Raw genomic sequence first — 16,544 nt, forward strand, 5'->3', positions numbered from 1 at the left:
ATTTGGAGTATGTGCCATGAATTTGGCTGATCGTGATGGTTTTATTTGGCAAGATGGAAAATTAGTTGATTGGCGTGATGCAAAAATTCACGTCTTAACACACACATTACATTACAGTATGGGTGTTTTTGAAGGCGTCCGTGCTTATGAAACCCCAAATGGTACAGCAATCTTCCGTTTGCAAGATCACACTAAACGCTTATTAAATTCAGCAAAAATTTATCAAATGAATGTACCATTTGATCAAGCGACTTTAGAGCAGGCGCAGATTGATGTTGTGCGTGAAAATAAATTGGTTTCAGCTTATTTGCGCCCTCTCATTTGGATTGGCTCTGAGAAACTAGGAATTGCTGCAACAGACAATACCATCCATGCTGCTGTAGCAGCTTGGTCATGGGGTGCATACCTTGGTGAAGAAGCGATGGCACGTGGTATTCGTGTTAAAACATCATCATTTACGCACCACCATCCAAACGTGACGATGTGTAAAGCAAAAGCATGTGGTAACTATACCGTATCGATTTTGGCACACCAAGAAGTTGCACGTTCAGGTTATGACGAAGCAATGTTGCTTGATCCTCAAGGCTTTGTTTGTCAAGGTGCAGGTGAAAACGTATTCTTAATCAAAGATGGTGTTTTACATACACCTGACTTGGCAGGTGGTGCGTTAGAAGGGATTACCCGTCAAACTGTAATTACCATTGCCAAAGACCTTGGTTATGAAGTGGTTGAGCGTCGTATCACACGTGATGAGTTTTACATCGCTGATGAAGCATTCTTTACCGGTACTGCTGCGGAAGTAACGCCAATTCGTGAATATGATGACCGTGAAATCGGTTGTGGTTCACGTGGCCCGATTACCACTGTTATTCAAAAAACTTTCTTTGATGCAGTACAAGGTCGTAACGATAAATATGCACATTGGTTGACTTATGTAAAATAAGATCAAACCAGATCAATTAAGCGAAGCTCAGGCTTCGCTTTTTTATTGCTGAGTTGTCAATAGATTGCAACTAAATCATCATCAATCTTTCATTTAATTTGATTACGGTAAAGTTTAAGTGCAATTAAAACAATAGAGAAGCAATGAAAATTACTGTTGTAGGTGCAGGTTATGTTGGCTTATCCAATGCTTTATTATTTTCAAAACAACATGATGTGATGGTCTACGATATTGATAAAACACGCGTAAAGAACATTAATCAGCGCGTCTCTCCGATGAGTGATACCTGTATTCAAAACTATTTATCTGAGTCTCATATTGAAGCGACTTGTGACCAAGAGCTGGCTTATCAACAGGCTAAACTGATTATTATCGCAACCCCCACCAATTATAATCCTGAAACAAACTATTTCGATACATCGAGTATTGAAAACGTTATTCATAGTATTCAAAAAATAAATCCTAAAGCGTTGATGTTGATCAAATCTACAGTTCCAGTTGGCTATACCAAGGAACTTTCTAAAAAACTTGCGTTAAATAATCTTATTTTTTCTCCTGAATTTCTAAGAGAGGGGCAAGCTTTACAAGATAATTTATACCCGTCACGGATTATTGTGGGGGAAAAGTCAAAGCGAGCTGAGAAAATTGCCAAGCTTTATTTGAAAGCAACCATAAAAAAAGATGCGGTATTGTTATGTGTTGACTCAACGGAAGCAGAAGCAATTAAGCTGTTTTCAAATACTTATTTGGCGATGCGAGTTGCTTTTTTTAATGAGTTGGATACCTATTGTCTAAAAAACAAATTGAGTGCTTTAGATATAATTAAAGGGGTGGGATTAGATCAACGCATCGGTGATCACTACAATAATCCTTCTTTTGGTTATGGAGGTTATTGCTTGCCTAAAGATACCAAACAGCTTTTAGCTAATTATGATGATACTCCTCAAGAACTGATTTCAGCGATCATTCGCTCTAACCAGACTCGTAAGCAAGCGATTATTGAAGATATACTGAGTCGAAATGTCACTTGTGTTGGTATTTATCGACTAACCATGAAAGCCGACTCAGATAATTTTAGAGAGTCAGCTGTACATGATGTGCTGAGTGGTTTGGCGGATGCAGGAATCCAAATCGTGATCTATGAACCCACATTGGGTGTGAAAGCGTACCTTGGTCATCCTTTAATGTCGAGTCTACAAAAATTTAAAGCAATCTCTGATTTGATTATTGTCAATCGTATGGTGCCGATGTTCAGTGACGTGATGGAAAAAATATATACACGAGATTTATTTGGGATAAATTAGCGCTTAAATGATTAAACAAAACTATAAACAATCCTCCTAGTTTGGTGAATTAATAATAATTTTTTTGATAACGCCTATGCTAAGATAGCCCAATATTCAGTGCATATTGTTTTAAAACGCTTGGTACGAAAATCGCAACGCGAAAATAATATCTAAGGCATTAAGGTTATCAGATGGCAGACATTCAACAAGATTCAGCAACTCATGAAGACAATATTATTTTGTGCATGAAATGGGGAACGAAGTACGGTCCAGAATATGTTAATCGTCTGTATAACATGGTCAAACGTCATCTGACTTTACCCTTTAAAATGGTTTGTTTGACGGATCGTACAGAAGGTATTGATCCGAATGTACAATGCTTTCCAATCCCTCCATTAGATCTACCAGCAGGTAGTCCTGAACGTGGTTGGAACAAACTTTCTACTTTCGAGCCAGATTTATATGGTCTAAAAGGCAATGCTTTATTCTTAGATCTTGATGTTGTGATTGTGGATAATATTGACTGCTTCTTTCAGGAGAAAGGTGAGTTTTTAATTATCCACGATTGGAAAAGACCTTGGCGCATCACAGGCAATAGCTCAGTCTATCGTTTTAAATTGGGTGCTTTCCCTGAAATCTTGCCTTATTTCCGTGAGCATTTTGATGAAATCCGTCAAAAGTTCCGTAATGAGCAAGCCTATTTATCATGGTTTGTGGACAAAGAGGGAAAATTAAGCTATTGGAATGATACTTGGTGTAAGAGCTATAAATATCATTGCCTACAAAAAATTCCACTGGCGTATTTTAAGCCGCCTGTAAAACCTAAAGATGCCAAAATTATTATTTTTCATGGGGAAATTAATCCACCTGATGCAGTGAATGGCGGTGGTGGGAAATGGTATCGTTATGTGTTGCCTTCGGATTGGATTAAAGAGGCTTGGCAGTAATCCTATGTCATCTGTATTAAATCAACAACCTCGACCATTCCGCTTAAGCGTTGTGATGATGGTAAAAAATGAGGCAAAAAATTTAGCCATATCTTTACCCGCTTTAAAGGGTTGGATAGATGAGTTAATTGTTTTAGATTTTAGCCATAGTTAGATCATCCGTACATTTATTAATATATTAGGTTAAATCGTGAAAATTTCTTATTATTTAATTAATCTAGATTCAAGTGTTGAGCGTTTGCAACAAGCTGATGCAGAATTACGCAAGCATAATATTGAGTATGAGCGTATTTCGGCAGTGGACGGTCGTCAATTGGATGTAAAAACTTATTATAATTATGATAGTGTGCAAGCAAATAAATTGATGGGTCGTGATTTATTAGGTGGAGAAATTGGTTGTTATTTGAGTCATTTAAAGTGTCTTGAAAGCTTTTTAGCATCTGATTCAGATTATGTTGTTGTGTTAGAGGATGATTTAGAGATTATTTCAAATTTACAGCTGCTTGTGCAGGAATCTTTAGTTTGGATGAAAGCACAGCATGTAGAGTGGTATTTATTAAATATTGGTAGACAAAAACGTAAATTTAGTCGGAAGATACATCAGGTTGGACAGCACGATTTATTAAAAGCATATTATTTCCCAGTTCGAACATTAGGTTTGGTTTGGTCAAGGGTGGGAGCAACACTGTTTTTACAGCAGCAAAATAAAATTTCAGCACCTATAGATGTAGCTTTACAAGTATGGTTAAGCAAAAACGGAAAGGGATTGTCGTTCATGCCTGCATTGGTACAACCAAACGGTGCTGAAAGTGATATAGACACAAAGAAGAATAATAAAATTCCACAACAAATTGCATTACGTACAAAGGGTAATAGACTACCACGACATAAACGGATTCTTACTAATAAATATTATGCATTAATGAATTTTTTATTTAGATAATATTATATTCACTAATATCTGTCATGTTTTTAATTTAAAAAGTCGAACTTTAGACTAATTTTAAAGAAGGTGTTTTGATGCAGTTGAATAGATTGGAGTCATTGCAATATGATTTGAAAGGTCAAGATCTAATTGTTAATGTTTTACAAAATTACCACTTGGAATGTATTCGAAAGATTTATTTTGTTTCTAGCGATAGGGTTAATATATTTGCATCTGGGTCATCAATTGCAAATTTAGATTTTTCTGATGAGTTGCTTGAGGAACCTGCGATATTTGTGAATGGAAGTATTAGTTTAACGCACGAATTTTTATTTAAAAATCAGGTGGCTTATGTCATTAGTGATGCTCGATTTATTGAACATAACTATGATGTTTTTCTAAAGGGTTATATTGGTCAACCTTTGTTTATTACACAAGCAGTATTGGAAAAGATTATTCGATTAAATGTAAAATTGATTATGGATAATGTGGAAAAAATTTATTTGATTCATGCGATTGATCGACCAATAAAAAATCCTCGTAATGGATTCTTGAAAAAAGTAATAAGCAAGCATAAGCTTAATTTAGCGGCTATTGTCGATCCAAATATTGTTGTAAATGCACAACATAACCCAGTAATAGGCGTGTCTTTAAATATTTGCAAGGGTTTCGTGGAAGCAGGAACGGTAACATATATAGCAACGCAATTGGCAAAAGGGTTTGGTGCGAGAAAAATATATCTTTATGGGATGGATTTAATTAATTCACATCAACCAAGGTTTTATGAGAATCAAAAAAATCAAGCACCTTGCAAGTTAGATCAAGCTGTGGAGAATAGAATTATTCCATCTTTTGATTTATTGGCTGAACAATATCTTTCTTTAGGGGTGGAGGTATATAATTGTTCACCAATATCGAAAGACTTATTTAAAATTTTGAAATTTCATAATTAGTAGAGTGACTTGTATGAAGAAAAAAGTTGTTTTAGTCATTTCGTCTCTACAGGGGAATGGTGCTGAAAGATTTGTTTTAACGCTAGCTAAAGGTTTACAAGGCTATGGGTGTGAAGCACATATTGTGTATTTTAGAAATAAAATAGATTTACCTATACCTAATGCAGTAAAGCTTCATTACTTTAATTATAATAAATTTAAAATAATACCAAAGTTTATGCGTCAGAAATTTATAGCCCCATATCTTGATAAATTTATTTTAAATAATATTGGGAAAGCTGATTTGATTTTATCTAATCTTTATCCAATAGATGGGGTCTTAGCGCATAGTCAACTAAATAATGCTCATTTGGTGATTCATAATACCACTAGTCAAGAATATGCAGGCAAACTAAACCCCAAGTTTATAAATTTATTAAAACGGATCTATTTGCAGAAACCTTGTGTAGGGGTGAGCGAAGGGGTAACACAGGATTTTAAGCAATTATTTGGTGAGCAAAGTCAGATCACCACGATTTATAATCCAATAGATGTTGATGAAGTGCGAAAAACTGCTGACGAGTATGTTCCTGCATATCAAGATTATATTGTCCATGTAGGTAAGTTTAAGCAACAAAAACGCCATGATATTCTCATTCGGGCTTATGCAAAAGCAAATGTATCACAGAAGCTTGTGCTGGTTGGAACAGGCGGGTTGATGGAAGCCTCAAAGCAATTAGTTAAAGATTTAAATATTGAAAATAAAGTGATTTTTGCAGGATTCCAAAAAAATCCATATCCATTTATTAAGCATGCCAAGTTCATGGTGCTATCTTCAGATTTTGAAGGACTTGGGTTAGTCATTTTGGAAGCCTTGGCTTTAGATACACCAGTCATTAGTACAGATTGTCCTTCTGGACCACGTGAAGTCTTGAAAGAGCATCAGCTAGTCGCTGTCGGTGATGTCGATGGATTGGCAGAGAAAATCAGACTAGCTAGTGTGGATTCAAAACAGTATGCACAACCATTACGAGAGGAATTTCTCATTCCTTATGCCGTTGAAAAATACCTTAATTTGGTTGAGGAAAAATAGGAAATTTCGTATATTAGCAAGTTAATTTAAGTCGTAAATCGTATTTTACAGAGTTTTTATGAATACTGTTTGTGTAAAAATAATAGGTATAAATTCTTGTATTTTATCAGATATTGGTAAACATAAGAGATCTTCGCCTCGTATCGAGTCCTTAAGATCAATAGACTATGAGGAAAAATTTGATTACACGACTCTTGCCTTTGATGTTTTTATGTCAGATGACAAATTAGTTTTTTCAGGTCCTCCTGCCTATGGTTTGGAAGAATTTTTTAATAAGGAAAATTTTTATTTGAATGGACAATCAATCTGTCATATACCTGAAATTCACTTGTTGGATCGTACACAACGAAATTGGTTGTGGGGAGATAATGATGTTCAACAATTTAAATGGAAATATGAAGATGTTGAATTTAATATTTCTGTTAATCATCATTGTCATGATTTATTTAGAGGTAAAAAAGTTCTATTTACATTGTCAAAAAATAATAAATTTGAATGGATTTCTGATTGGATTAGATTCTATAAAATAATCCATGATATTGATGCGGTTTTATTTTATGACAATAATTCTGATAATTACACATTGGAAGAACTTAAAGAGTATTTAATTAAACAGAATTTGGGAGTGGATGTTGTCTTGGTGCCATGGAACTTTAAATATGGTCCCCAAGGTGGAATGATTACAAGCACTAAAAGTGCACCATGGGACTCAGACTTTTGCCAATATGGAATGATGGAACATGCCAAAGAAAGATTTTTAAAATATTCTTTTGGTGTAATAAATGTTGACATAGATGAACTTATTGTTGGTAAAAATGATGAATCAATTTTTTGTCAGCTAAATAAAACACCTGCTATACATATTCATGGTAAATGGATTGAATCTGTACCATTAGACAAAAGTGCTCCTGTACGATTCAATAATTTCTTCTTTTATGATAGAAAAAATTATAAAAGTGACTATAAGTGGTGTGTTAGTCCTCAGAAAATTGAGTACGATGCCCAATGGAAAGTTCATACAATTAAAACAAAAAAAATTAAAATAACTAAAAATTTTTATTATTTACATTATAAGGCGATTAATTATAATTGGAAAATAAAGAGAGCGGATCCTATTGATTTTGATTCTAAAATTCATCGTTTGGATGAATCTCTATACGAAATTGTATCTAAGGTTTTTCCTGGTATTAATAAACCTGAATTAAAATATAATCTTACTCTAAGGGAAAAGTTAAAAAAACTGTTTTAGTACCTCTAGTGAAATGTCCTTTTCTAGTTTTCTAGCAAAAAACATACCACTTGACTTCATCCTGTTAAAATCATTTTCATTTAAAGTTCTGGGGAAATCAGGGCCTGAATTCCAGTCTATATAGCGAATAAAACTTTCAGACATGTTGTTTTTTGCTTTGATTCTATCTGATAATTCTGAATTAAAGAGGATAGTATGGAAGAATAATTCATCTCCACATAAAGATGTTTTAAATAATTCTATATAAGCTGGATGATTATCTAAATATTTAAAGATATAACCTATTGCCTGATGGCTTAAAGTAAACCATTGGCTGCCTTTATATAATTTTGGCAGATTGTCTAATTCATTTGTTCTTAAGCCAAGTTTAAATAATTTTCTTTGCCATTTGCAACTTAATTGTTCTTTAAAACTTCTATGCTTCTTAAAAAAAGCTTTGCCATGTTGATACTTAACTCTAGGCTCTGGCTTGCAAGCAGGATGTTTATCCAGATCTAAAAATTCATAAGGATGATGTTCTAAGTAATTGTGAAACAGGGAAATATCTTGTAGAGGAATGTCATCTCCTGATAGTAATGTGAAATAGCTATAGTTATAGGCTCCTGCTGCTTTTAATAGACTAAGTGTAGCTTCAATTTGAGAAAAGTGACCCCATAAGACATTAATTCTATCCTGTATAAAGTAAAGTTGGGGGTAGTGTGAGAATTCATTTATAAAAGGATCTAGGTCTGCTTTTTGATCTACATGTACTAGGACTATACTATCGGGATTGTTGCATAGAGCACTCAAGAGAAATCTTAAAGGATTGGTGATTTGATGGCACTGGATTCCATAAATGTATTTCATTCTGATTTCATTCTTGGTACACAATTTCCTCCCTATGCTAACATAGTGTTAATTTCATACAAATAATTTAATAAAAATTTATAAAAATGAATTATAATTGACTAAAAATAGTGTTTCTCGTTATGAAAAATTTAGTAGTAGTCCGATGTGGAGATAATTCATTACATCCAGAGTGGGTTAATGAATCAGCTAATTTTGATGTGGTATTGAGTTATTTTGGTAATAATATTCTATATAATTTAGACCACATCAAGTTTGTACATAATTTTAAAGGATCTAAATGGCAAGGCTTATATGATTTTTTTCTAAATTATCCTGATATTTGGCAAGAATATGACTATATTTGGCTTCCTGATGATGACTTAAGTACAACTGCAGAGAGCTTAAATGTTTTTTTTAATTTATGTCGGGAATATCAATTTATATTGGCTCAGCCTGCATTAACAAAAAATAGTTATTTTTCACACCCATTATTATTGCAAGTAAGTAATTTTATTTATAGGGAAACAAATTTTGTTGAGGTTATGGCCCCTTGTTTTTCAAAGATAGCTTTTGAAAAATGTTGGAGAACATTTTCAGAGAATAAATCAGGGTGGGGTTTAGATGCATTATGGCCTGTTATGCTGGAAAATAAAGGGAAAATTGGTGTAATTGATGAAACACCAATATTTCATACACGCCCTGTTGGAATTGCTGGTCATGGTTTGGGTGATAATAAAGATTCTCCTTATAGTGAAGAAAAAAAACTATTAAAAAAATATAAAATTAGTATAAAGAATGGGTGTTTTTCTGGTTTATTAAGGAATGGTGAACTTTTAAGTGATAAAAAAACTGTATTTAATGAGATTGTTAAAGGTGTATCACCTATTCGGTTGAAAAATGTCATGGCATTTAATCGTCTTTATAATGAGATATTTCATCCTAATTATTCAATATATGTACGACCGAGATGGAAGAAAATTTTAGGAGTTAAATAAAGCAATGAAAAAAGTATTATGTGTTGGGGCTGGTTTTTCTTGTGCTGTTATTGCTCGTGAGTTGGCAGAAAAAGGACATGCTGTAACAGTAATTGATCAACGTCCACATGTGGCAGGAAATTGTCATACTCAACGTGATGATGAAACTGGAATTATGTTGCATGTATATGGCCCACATATCTTTCATACCGATAATCAAGAAGTATGGGATTATGTTAACAAATATGGTGAATTTAAATCTTTTGTAAATCGAGTTAAAGCTGTAAGTAATGGTAGTGTATACAGTCTACCTATTAATTTACATACAATTAATCAATTTTTTAATAAGCAATTTAATCCAAAACAGGCTCAGGAGTGGATTGAAAAACAGGCTGATTTATCGATAGAGGAGCCTATAACTTTTGAAGAGCAAGCAATGCGCTTCATTGGTAAGGATTTATATCATGCTTTTTTTTATGGCTATACTAAAAAGCAATGGGGACTTGAACCTAAAGAACTCCCAGCCAGTATTTTAAAAAGATTACCTGTTCGATTTAATTATGATGATAATTATTTTTCTCATCATTTTCAGGGAATACCGAGTGAAGGCTATACTAAAATTGTAGAAAATATTTTAAACCATCACAATATTATGGTTAATTTAAATACCAGTTTTGCTAAGAAAATGATCAGTCAGTATGATCATGTAATCTGGTCTGCACCTTTAGATTCATGGTTTGATTATCAATATGGCCGTTTAGGATACCGTACTTTAGATTTTGAGAAAGTAACAGATGATGGTGATTTTCAAGGAAATGCGGTAATTAATTACTGTGACCAAGAAATCCCATTTACTAGAATTTCTGAGCATAAACATTTTTCACCTTGGGAACAGCATGAGAAAACTGTTTATTATAAAGAGTTTAGTCGGTTATGTACGGAGAATGATATTCCATATTACCCAATTCGTTTAATTAATGATAAGGACTTATTGGTGAAATATGTTGAGCTGGCTCAGCAGGAAAATGATGTAACTTTCGTAGGACGTTTAGGAACTTATCGTTATTTGGATATGGATGTTACAATTGCTGAAGCATTAGTGACTGCTAAAAAGTTATTAAAGTCTTTTGAGTTAAATCAAAAAGCTCAAAGCTTTTATTATGATCCTATTTAATTGTGGAATTGTAGTAGATCATTTTAAAGCTGCTCCTACACTCAAACTATTATTTTAGATAATAATCTTTTTGATCTCCTCTAAACCGCTTATATCCCCACATATATTCAGCAGGAAAGCGGTTGATCATCTGTTCAACTGCTTTATTGAGTGCCGCAGTTGCGATCTCAATATCGCGATCGTATAACTCAGGATCATTCAGATCATCGCAATATACATCAAATCCTTCACCGTCCTTACGACGGAAACAGCTTAATCCCACCAGACGGCATTGCGTTTTTTGCGCCATTTTGCTTGCAAGTGTACTGGTTAAACAGGGAATTCCAAAAAAAGGAACGACAACCCCGCCTGAAGGTTGAGGGACATGATCAGGTAAAATTACGCTAAAACCACCTTGTTTTAGATTCTTAAACAAGGCTTTTACACCATTTGCATCCGTTGGAACTAAGGTGGCATTTAACCGTTGGCGAGCATGCAAAGCAAACGCATTAAATCCTGAATCTTTCATGGGTTTGTACATAATGGTAGGTGTACCATACTGATTGACCCATGCATTCATCATTTCCCATGTACCCAAATGCGGAGTAATAATCAAAGCACCACGCGGATCACTTAAAGCATTTGTTAATACTTCTAAATTATGCACTGTACGAATTTGCTGAATACTCCATTCAGGAGGCATTGCCCAACATTTTCCAGATTCAATATAACTTAAACATTGCTTGGTCACACTTTCTCGAGCAAGCTGTTCTTTTTGCTCTGAAGAAAGAGTTGGGTAGGCTAAACCAATATTAATTCTGGTTTTCCAAAGCATACTTTTATCAGGATTTTGATTGATAAAGTAGGCAGCCACTTTTGCAATACTACGCAAAAATGTTAGAGGGAGAATACGAAGTAAGGTACTGTAAAACGACATCGCAATTAATCTTGCTTATCTGTATTGCCTTTGAGCACCATATAAATTAGTGCTACAAAAATCAATAACGCACCTACAAGACTACTGACGCAGAAATATAAAATACGTTGATTGGTGGTCATATTGAAAAGTTCATTTGCCAAGATGTAACGCATAAAAAACCATTGAGCAAGTGAAAACACAATAATCACAATTGTGTGTCGACGTACATCAGGACGCATTGCCATAAGACTGACCTCTCAATAAAAAAGCATCTTATTATGCCATTACGCTGCATGATCGCAAAGTAAAACCATGTAATATAAAAAAACCCTGCATTAAGCAGGGTCTTATTCAGCAATCAATTGAAAAAATTACTTTTCTTCAGCTTTTGCTTTTTCACGTAAACGAATACCGAGGTCACGTAATTGATTCGCTTCAACAGGCGCTGGCGCTTGAGTTAATGGACATTCAGCAGTCTTCGTTTTCGGGAATGCGATCACATCACGAATTGAAGATGCACCTGTCATTAACATGATCAAACGGTCAAGACCAAAAGCCAAACCACCGTGTGGAGGCGCACCATAACGTAATGCGTTCAATAAGAAGCTGAATTTTTCTTCTGCTTCTTCTTCACCAATACCTAAAGCTTCAAAAATCGCTTTCTGCATCTCTAAGGTATAAATACGCAGTGATCCACCGCCGATCTCAGTACCATTGAGTACCATATCGTATGCAACAGACAACGCTGCACCAGGATTGCTCTTTACTTCTTCAACACTTGATTTTGGTAGTGTGAATGGGTGGTGCACAGAAGTCCATTTGCCATCATCAGTTTCTTCGAACATTGGGAAATCAACAACCCAAAGTGGTGCCCACTCGCAAGTTGAAAGATTCAAGTCATGACCGATTTTCACACGAAGTGCACCCATCGCATCATTTACAACTTTTGCTTTATCCGCACCGAAGAATACGATGTCGCCATTTTCAGCACCAACACGTTTTAATAAATCGAGTACGATTGGCTCGATGAATTTAACGATTGGAGATTGAAGACCTTCGATGCCTTTTTCAAGTTCATTGACTTTGATGTAAGCCAAGCCTTTAGCACCGTAGATGCCTACGAATTTGGTGTATTCGTCAATCGCACTACGTGGTAATGAACCAGCACCTGGTACACGTAAAGCGACAATACGACCTTTAGGATCTTTTGCAGGGCCAGCAAAAACTTTGAATTCAACGTCTTGCATTAAGTCTGCAACGTCAACTAATTTCAATGGAATACGCATATCTGGTTTGTCAGATGCATAATCACGCATTGCATCGTTATAGGTCATACGTTCAAATTTATCGAATTTTACATTCAATAATTCGTTGAACATTTTAACCGTTAAGCCTTCCATTAAATCCATGATGTCATCGTCACTCATGAACGATGTTTCAACGTCGATTTGGGTAAATTCAGGCTGACGATCTGCACGTAGATCTTCATCACGGAAACATTTCGCGATTTGGTAATAACGATCAATACCACCGACCATCAACAACTGTTTGAACAATTGTGGTGATTGTGGAAGTGCATAGAAGCTACCATTTGAAACACGACTTGGGACTAAATAGTCACGTGCGCCCTCAGGAGTTGCACGAGTCAAGATCGGTGTTTCAACATCGAGGAAACCGTGATCTTCAAAGTAGTTACGAATCAAGTTTGTAACTTTAGAACGGAAGCGTAAACGATCTAACATTTCTGGACGACGGATGTCCAAGAAACGATATTTCAAACGAATTTCTTCAGAAATATTTGTATTTTCGTCATTTAATGGGAATGGCGGAGTTTCAGAAGCAGCAAGAACTTCGATTTCTTTTGCCAAAACTTCAATTTGACCACTCACCATGTTGGCATTTTCAGTACCTTCATAGCGACGGCGTACACGACCTGTAATTTTTAATACAAATTCTGAGCGTGCTTTATCCGCAGTTGAGAAAGCTTCTGGTGTATCAGGATCAATGACGACTTGAACTAAACCATCACGGTCACGCATATCAAGGAAAATTACACCACCATGGTCACGGCGACGATGAACCCATCCGCATAAAGTCACTGTTTGATCGATTTGGGCTTCAGTTAAAGAGCCACAGTAATGAGTGCGCATCATATTGAATTATTTATCCAAACTATATTGGCTAGAAGGTGAATGCGTAAACAGCGCATCACCAATGAAGGGGAGATTATGCCTTGTTGAACATATTGTCTCAAGTCTTAATCATTTCAACAGAATTTTAAAGCGACGCTTTTTTAAAAAAATGATCTTGTTTGACCTTTTCGATCAAATAATAGTAGCAACAGACATGCTGCTGTAAAAATACAAAGTGCTGTTTGAGTAAATTCGTTAATTGATTTACCAATAAAAAAATATCGTTCGGTGTACCAGAGTTCTGATGAAATATGACGACTATAGTCCCAAATCGACAACAATCCAGCAACTGTTGAAATCATTAAGCTTGTCGTGATAAATCCTTTGATTTTAATCGGTACAGGTTGAGCTAGTTTATGTTTGATGTAATAGCGTTTGCACATCCAGAAGATAAAAGGTAAGGCGAGAATAGATGAAGCAATCTGCAAAATAAAATGTAATGGATAATGCAAACCGAAGAGAGAAATATCTCGTGCGAGTAAATCTTTAAAAGCGAAGGTCCGAAAGTCCAGATGGGTTAATCCATCCCAGATTAAATGTGTCGCTGTACCCAAAATAATCGCAAAGCAATTCATAAGAATAAAGCCCACTGCATCATCAAAATTGCTGATCTTTATAGGATCTTTTATACCCAGAAAGCGATAACTGACAGGTCGATAAATGAGATACCACAAGAGACAAAAGAATAATCCAATCGGAAGATTGGGGAATAATATGCCAGACCACTGATGTGTTAATGCAATTGTTTCTTGAGTAAATAAACGATGCAGGTCTGGAGTCATACAGCCGATTGCAAGCGCTGCGACAGGCAAATGACCTTTACTCAATTTTGATAGAGGTGGTGCAAGAACAGCGTGAGAAAGAGTAAATGGCATATTCTTGGAGCGTTATAAACATTGAATAATGGATCAGCAGTGTAGCAAATGTTTTTTTGTGGTTATGTTTTTTATTGCAAAATAAATGAAATGTTATAATATAACAAAATATATTTAAGCTGATCTGAGACACGGCATGTCATTTTCTAAAAATATTTTGACTTTATCTATTTTAGCAATAGCCAGTAGTACCACCTTTGCAGAAGAGGAAACAAAGGTTCAACAACTTGCTACGATTGAAATTAAAGCGCACCCTTTAGAGCGAAATGCAGCCGATTTTGCTGTCGCAGATCATGTGGTTGAGCAAAAAGAGTTAACTGAAAAAAGTGTAACATTAGGTGATGCCTTAGCTGGTGAGATGGGGATACATACCAATCAGTTTGGCGCAGGTTCAAGTCGTCCAGTGATTCGAGGACAAGATGGTGCTCGAGTCAAAGTGTTGCAAAATGCCTCTGAAAATATTGATGTTTCAACGTTATCACCCGACCATGCGGTCACGGTTGATCCATTATTAGCAAAGAAAATAGAAGTTATTCAAGGACCATCTACTTTATTGTACGGTGCTGGTACTGTAGGTGGTTTGGTCAACGTGACCGACAGCAAAATTCCGACACAGATGCCAGAAAATGGTTATGAGGGGAATGTTGGGCTACGCTATAACACTGGTAGTGATGAAAAATTAGCAAGCGCGGGTGTTACTGTTGGTTTAGGTGATCAAGTTGCATTACGTCTTGAAGGTCTCAAACGCGAAGCCAATGATTATATTGCACCTGATTATTTCCATGAAGGCGAAAAAGAACGCCGTGTCGATAATACCTTTGCCAAAGGGCAAACGGTAAATGTCGGTTTGTCATGGATTTATGATCGTGGTTTTACGGGGATTTCCTATAGCAACCGTCAGGATCAATATGGCTTGCCAGGACATAGCCATGAATATGAAAGCTGCCATTTACATGGTTTGAGTTTACATTGTGGTGATCACGACCCAACTGATGGGCATGATCATGACCATGAAGAACATGCGCATGATGCAGGACCTTGGATTGACTTAAAATCAGAGCGTTATGATGTTCGTACTGAGTTGGATAACCCATTTGCAGGCTTTAAAAAATTACGCGCACAAGCGAGTTATACAGATTATCAACATGATGAGATCGAAGAAGAGACCATCGCGACTCGTTTTAAAAATAAAGGTTATGATGGCCGCTTAGAGTTTGTACATAACCCGCTGGGTGCATGGGAAGGGGTCATTGGTACACAATATGGACAACAAAAATTAAAACTTACAGGTGAAGAGGCCTTTTTAGCGCCAAATACCACTAAAAAATGGAGTGTGTTCGCATTAGAACATGCACAACTTAATGATTTTCATGTTGAATTAGCTGCTCGTGCAGAACAGCAAAAAATTAATATTGATGATGCAACGAAAAAAGATTTCGACGGTTCGGCTTTTTCTGTTTCTGGTGCCGCCAATTGGGAGTTTGCACCAAACTACAAACTCTCGTTTGTTACTTCGCATCAAGAACGTTTACCTTTAGCACAAGAGTTATATGCTAATGGTGTGCATTTCGCCACCAATACCTATGAACTAGGGAATGATCAGCTTAAAAAAGAGCAGTCAAATAATGTCGAACTTGGTTTTCATTACGATGATAACAAGTTCGATTACCATGTACATGTCTACCATAACTGGTTTGACGACTACATCTATGCCCAAACTTTAGGTCATTATAAAGATTTCCGTTTGGTTCAGTATGCGCAAGATAAAGCCAAGTTCTACGGTGCTGACGTGGAAGTGAGCTATCAAATTTCACCGATCTATAAACTCGGTGTATTTGGTGACTATGTTCGTGGCAAGATCGATAATGAAAATGCACCACGTGTACCCGCAGGTCGTTTAGGGACTAAAGTAAATGCTGATTTTGGTGATGGTTTCACTGGATCTGCTGAGTATTACCATGTGTTTCAGCAGGACAAGATTGCGGCGTATGAAACCGATACACAAAGTTATAACATGTTAAATTTGGGTGTGGCGTATTCAGGTAATTATGGCAATGTCGGTGATTACCGTGTATTCCTGAATGCCAATAACTTGTTGGATGATCAGGTTTATCAACATGCATCATTCTTATCAACCATTCCACAAGTTGGACGTAATTTTAGCGTTGGTGTGAACTTTAGTTTCTAATTTGTCACTCAAATCTTATTGAAAAATCAAAGTATAAGCT

At 35.8% G+C, this 16,544-nt stretch carries 16 protein-coding genes; 11 read left to right on the plus strand and 5 right to left on the minus strand.

Translation table 11 applies throughout. From position 1 onward, the window contains the following. Positions 1-16: 16 nt before the first annotated feature. From NO346_RS12245 to NO346_RS12280, 8 genes are all read left to right on the plus strand, one after another. Entirely contained in the window at positions 17-943 is a 927-nt protein-coding gene (locus NO346_RS12245; RefSeq protein WP_004664837.1) for a branched-chain amino acid transaminase, read from the plus strand. Between the two features lie 143 nt (positions 944-1,086). After that, the gene (locus NO346_RS12250) at positions 1,087-2,247 is read left to right on the plus strand and encodes a nucleotide sugar dehydrogenase (protein ID WP_256415325.1); all 1,161 of its coding nucleotides are present in this window, start codon (positions 1,087-1,089) and stop codon (positions 2,245-2,247) included. Positions 2,248-2,420: 173 nt separating this feature from the next. After that, complete coding sequence (locus NO346_RS12255) at positions 2,421-3,176, plus strand: glycosyltransferase (RefSeq protein WP_256415326.1); 756 nt, start codon at positions 2,421-2,423, stop codon at positions 3,174-3,176. A gap of 4 nt (positions 3,177-3,180) precedes the next feature. Continuing rightward, the gene (locus NO346_RS12260) at positions 3,181-3,330 is read left to right on the plus strand and encodes a hypothetical protein (protein ID WP_256415375.1); all 150 of its coding nucleotides are present in this window, start codon (positions 3,181-3,183) and stop codon (positions 3,328-3,330) included. 36 nt (positions 3,331-3,366) lie between these two features. After that, complete coding sequence (locus NO346_RS12265; RefSeq protein ID WP_256415327.1) at positions 3,367-4,119, plus strand: glycosyltransferase family 25 protein; 753 nt, start codon at positions 3,367-3,369, stop codon at positions 4,117-4,119. 77 nt (positions 4,120-4,196) lie between these two features. Beyond that, on the plus strand, positions 4,197-5,054 hold the full coding sequence (locus tag NO346_RS12270) for a hypothetical protein (protein WP_256415328.1): 858 nt from the start codon (positions 4,197-4,199) through the stop codon (positions 5,052-5,054). Positions 5,055-5,067: 13 nt separating this feature from the next. Further along, on the plus strand, positions 5,068-6,126 hold the full coding sequence (locus NO346_RS12275; protein ID WP_256415329.1) for a glycosyltransferase: 1,059 nt from the start codon (positions 5,068-5,070) through the stop codon (positions 6,124-6,126). A gap of 58 nt (positions 6,127-6,184) precedes the next feature. Then, the gene (locus NO346_RS12280; protein WP_256415330.1) at positions 6,185-7,375 is read left to right on the plus strand and encodes a glycosyltransferase family 92 protein; all 1,191 of its coding nucleotides are present in this window, start codon (positions 6,185-6,187) and stop codon (positions 7,373-7,375) included. Here NO346_RS12280 and NO346_RS12285 read toward each other — a convergent pair. Further along, on the minus strand, positions 7,358-8,221 hold the full coding sequence (locus tag NO346_RS12285) for a beta-1,6-N-acetylglucosaminyltransferase (protein WP_256415331.1): 864 nt from the start codon (positions 8,219-8,221) through the stop codon (positions 7,358-7,360). The genes NO346_RS12280 and NO346_RS12285 overlap by 18 nt on opposite strands. A 122-nt stretch (positions 8,222-8,343) precedes the next feature. Here NO346_RS12285 and NO346_RS12290 point away from each other — a divergent pair, with 122 nt between their 5' ends. Then, entirely contained in the window at positions 8,344-9,198 is an 855-nt protein-coding gene (locus tag NO346_RS12290) for a DUF707 domain-containing protein (protein WP_087535669.1), read from the plus strand. Between the two features lie 4 nt (positions 9,199-9,202). Then, positions 9,203-10,351, plus strand: a complete 1,149-nt coding sequence (glf, locus tag NO346_RS12295) for a UDP-galactopyranose mutase (protein ID WP_256415332.1) — start codon at positions 9,203-9,205, stop codon at positions 10,349-10,351. Positions 10,352-10,400: 49 nt separating this feature from the next. Here glf and NO346_RS12300 read toward each other — a convergent pair whose 3' ends face one another. From NO346_RS12300 to NO346_RS12315, 4 genes are all read right to left on the minus strand, one after another. Further along, on the minus strand, positions 10,401-11,267 hold the full coding sequence (locus NO346_RS12300; protein WP_256415333.1) for a lysophospholipid acyltransferase family protein: 867 nt from the start codon (positions 11,265-11,267) through the stop codon (positions 10,401-10,403). A 5-nt stretch (positions 11,268-11,272) separates the two neighbouring features. After that, positions 11,273-11,494, minus strand: coding sequence for a hypothetical protein (locus tag NO346_RS12305; protein ID WP_004664817.1), 222 nt, complete (start codon positions 11,492-11,494; stop codon positions 11,273-11,275). A gap of 126 nt (positions 11,495-11,620) precedes the next feature. Continuing rightward, positions 11,621-13,402: an aspartate--tRNA ligase gene (gene aspS / locus NO346_RS12310; protein ID WP_004664816.1), complete on the minus strand. Its 1,782-nt coding sequence runs from the start codon at positions 13,400-13,402 to the stop codon at positions 11,621-11,623. Positions 13,403-13,542: 140 nt separating this feature from the next. Then, positions 13,543-14,316: a DUF4184 family protein gene (locus tag NO346_RS12315; protein WP_256415334.1), complete on the minus strand. Its 774-nt coding sequence runs from the start codon at positions 14,314-14,316 to the stop codon at positions 13,543-13,545. Between the two features lie 136 nt (positions 14,317-14,452). Here NO346_RS12315 and znuD point away from each other — a divergent pair, with 136 nt between their 5' ends. Continuing rightward, positions 14,453-16,504 (plus strand): zinc piracy TonB-dependent receptor ZnuD, encoded by a 2,052-nt coding sequence (znuD, locus tag NO346_RS12320; RefSeq protein WP_256415335.1) that lies wholly within the window; start codon positions 14,453-14,455, stop codon positions 16,502-16,504. Positions 16,505-16,544: the final 40 nt, after the last annotated feature.

Source organism: Acinetobacter sp. 5862 (assembly GCF_024494585.1).
In the GTDB taxonomy this organism is placed as follows: Bacteria; Pseudomonadota; Gammaproteobacteria; order Pseudomonadales; family Moraxellaceae; genus Acinetobacter.

What these genes read in the sequence shown, in the direction of transcription:
- NO346_RS12260 (WP_256415375.1), top strand. Translation starts at nt 3,181, where the DNA reads ATGTCATCTGTATTAAATCAACAACCTCGACCATTCCGCTTAAGCGTT.
- NO346_RS12245 (WP_004664837.1), top strand. Translation starts at nt 17, where the DNA reads ATGAATTTGGCTGATCGTGATGGTTTTATTTGGCAAGATGGAAAATTA.
- NO346_RS12280 (WP_256415330.1), top strand. Translation starts at nt 6,185, where the DNA reads ATGAATACTGTTTGTGTAAAAATAATAGGTATAAATTCTTGTATTTTA.
- NO346_RS12275 (WP_256415329.1), top strand. Translation starts at nt 5,068, where the DNA reads ATGAAGAAAAAAGTTGTTTTAGTCATTTCGTCTCTACAGGGGAATGGT.
- NO346_RS12315 (WP_256415334.1), bottom strand. Translation starts at nt 14,316, where the DNA reads ATGCCATTTACTCTTTCTCACGCTGTTCTTGCACCACCTCTATCAAAA.
- NO346_RS12290 (WP_087535669.1), top strand. Translation starts at nt 8,344, where the DNA reads ATGAAAAATTTAGTAGTAGTCCGATGTGGAGATAATTCATTACATCCA.
- NO346_RS12300 (WP_256415333.1), bottom strand. Translation starts at nt 11,267, where the DNA reads ATGTCGTTTTACAGTACCTTACTTCGTATTCTCCCTCTAACATTTTTG.
- NO346_RS12270 (WP_256415328.1), top strand. Translation starts at nt 4,197, where the DNA reads ATGCAGTTGAATAGATTGGAGTCATTGCAATATGATTTGAAAGGTCAA.
- glf (WP_256415332.1), top strand. Translation starts at nt 9,203, where the DNA reads ATGAAAAAAGTATTATGTGTTGGGGCTGGTTTTTCTTGTGCTGTTATT.
- NO346_RS12255 (WP_256415326.1), top strand. Translation starts at nt 2,421, where the DNA reads ATGGCAGACATTCAACAAGATTCAGCAACTCATGAAGACAATATTATT.
- NO346_RS12285 (WP_256415331.1), bottom strand. Translation starts at nt 8,221, where the DNA reads ATGAAATACATTTATGGAATCCAGTGCCATCAAATCACCAATCCTTTA.
- aspS (WP_004664816.1), bottom strand. Translation starts at nt 13,402, where the DNA reads ATGATGCGCACTCATTACTGTGGCTCTTTAACTGAAGCCCAAATCGAT.
- NO346_RS12305 (WP_004664817.1), bottom strand. Translation starts at nt 11,494, where the DNA reads ATGGCAATGCGTCCTGATGTACGTCGACACACAATTGTGATTATTGTG.
- NO346_RS12250 (WP_256415325.1), top strand. Translation starts at nt 1,087, where the DNA reads ATGAAAATTACTGTTGTAGGTGCAGGTTATGTTGGCTTATCCAATGCT.
- znuD (WP_256415335.1), top strand. Translation starts at nt 14,453, where the DNA reads ATGTCATTTTCTAAAAATATTTTGACTTTATCTATTTTAGCAATAGCC.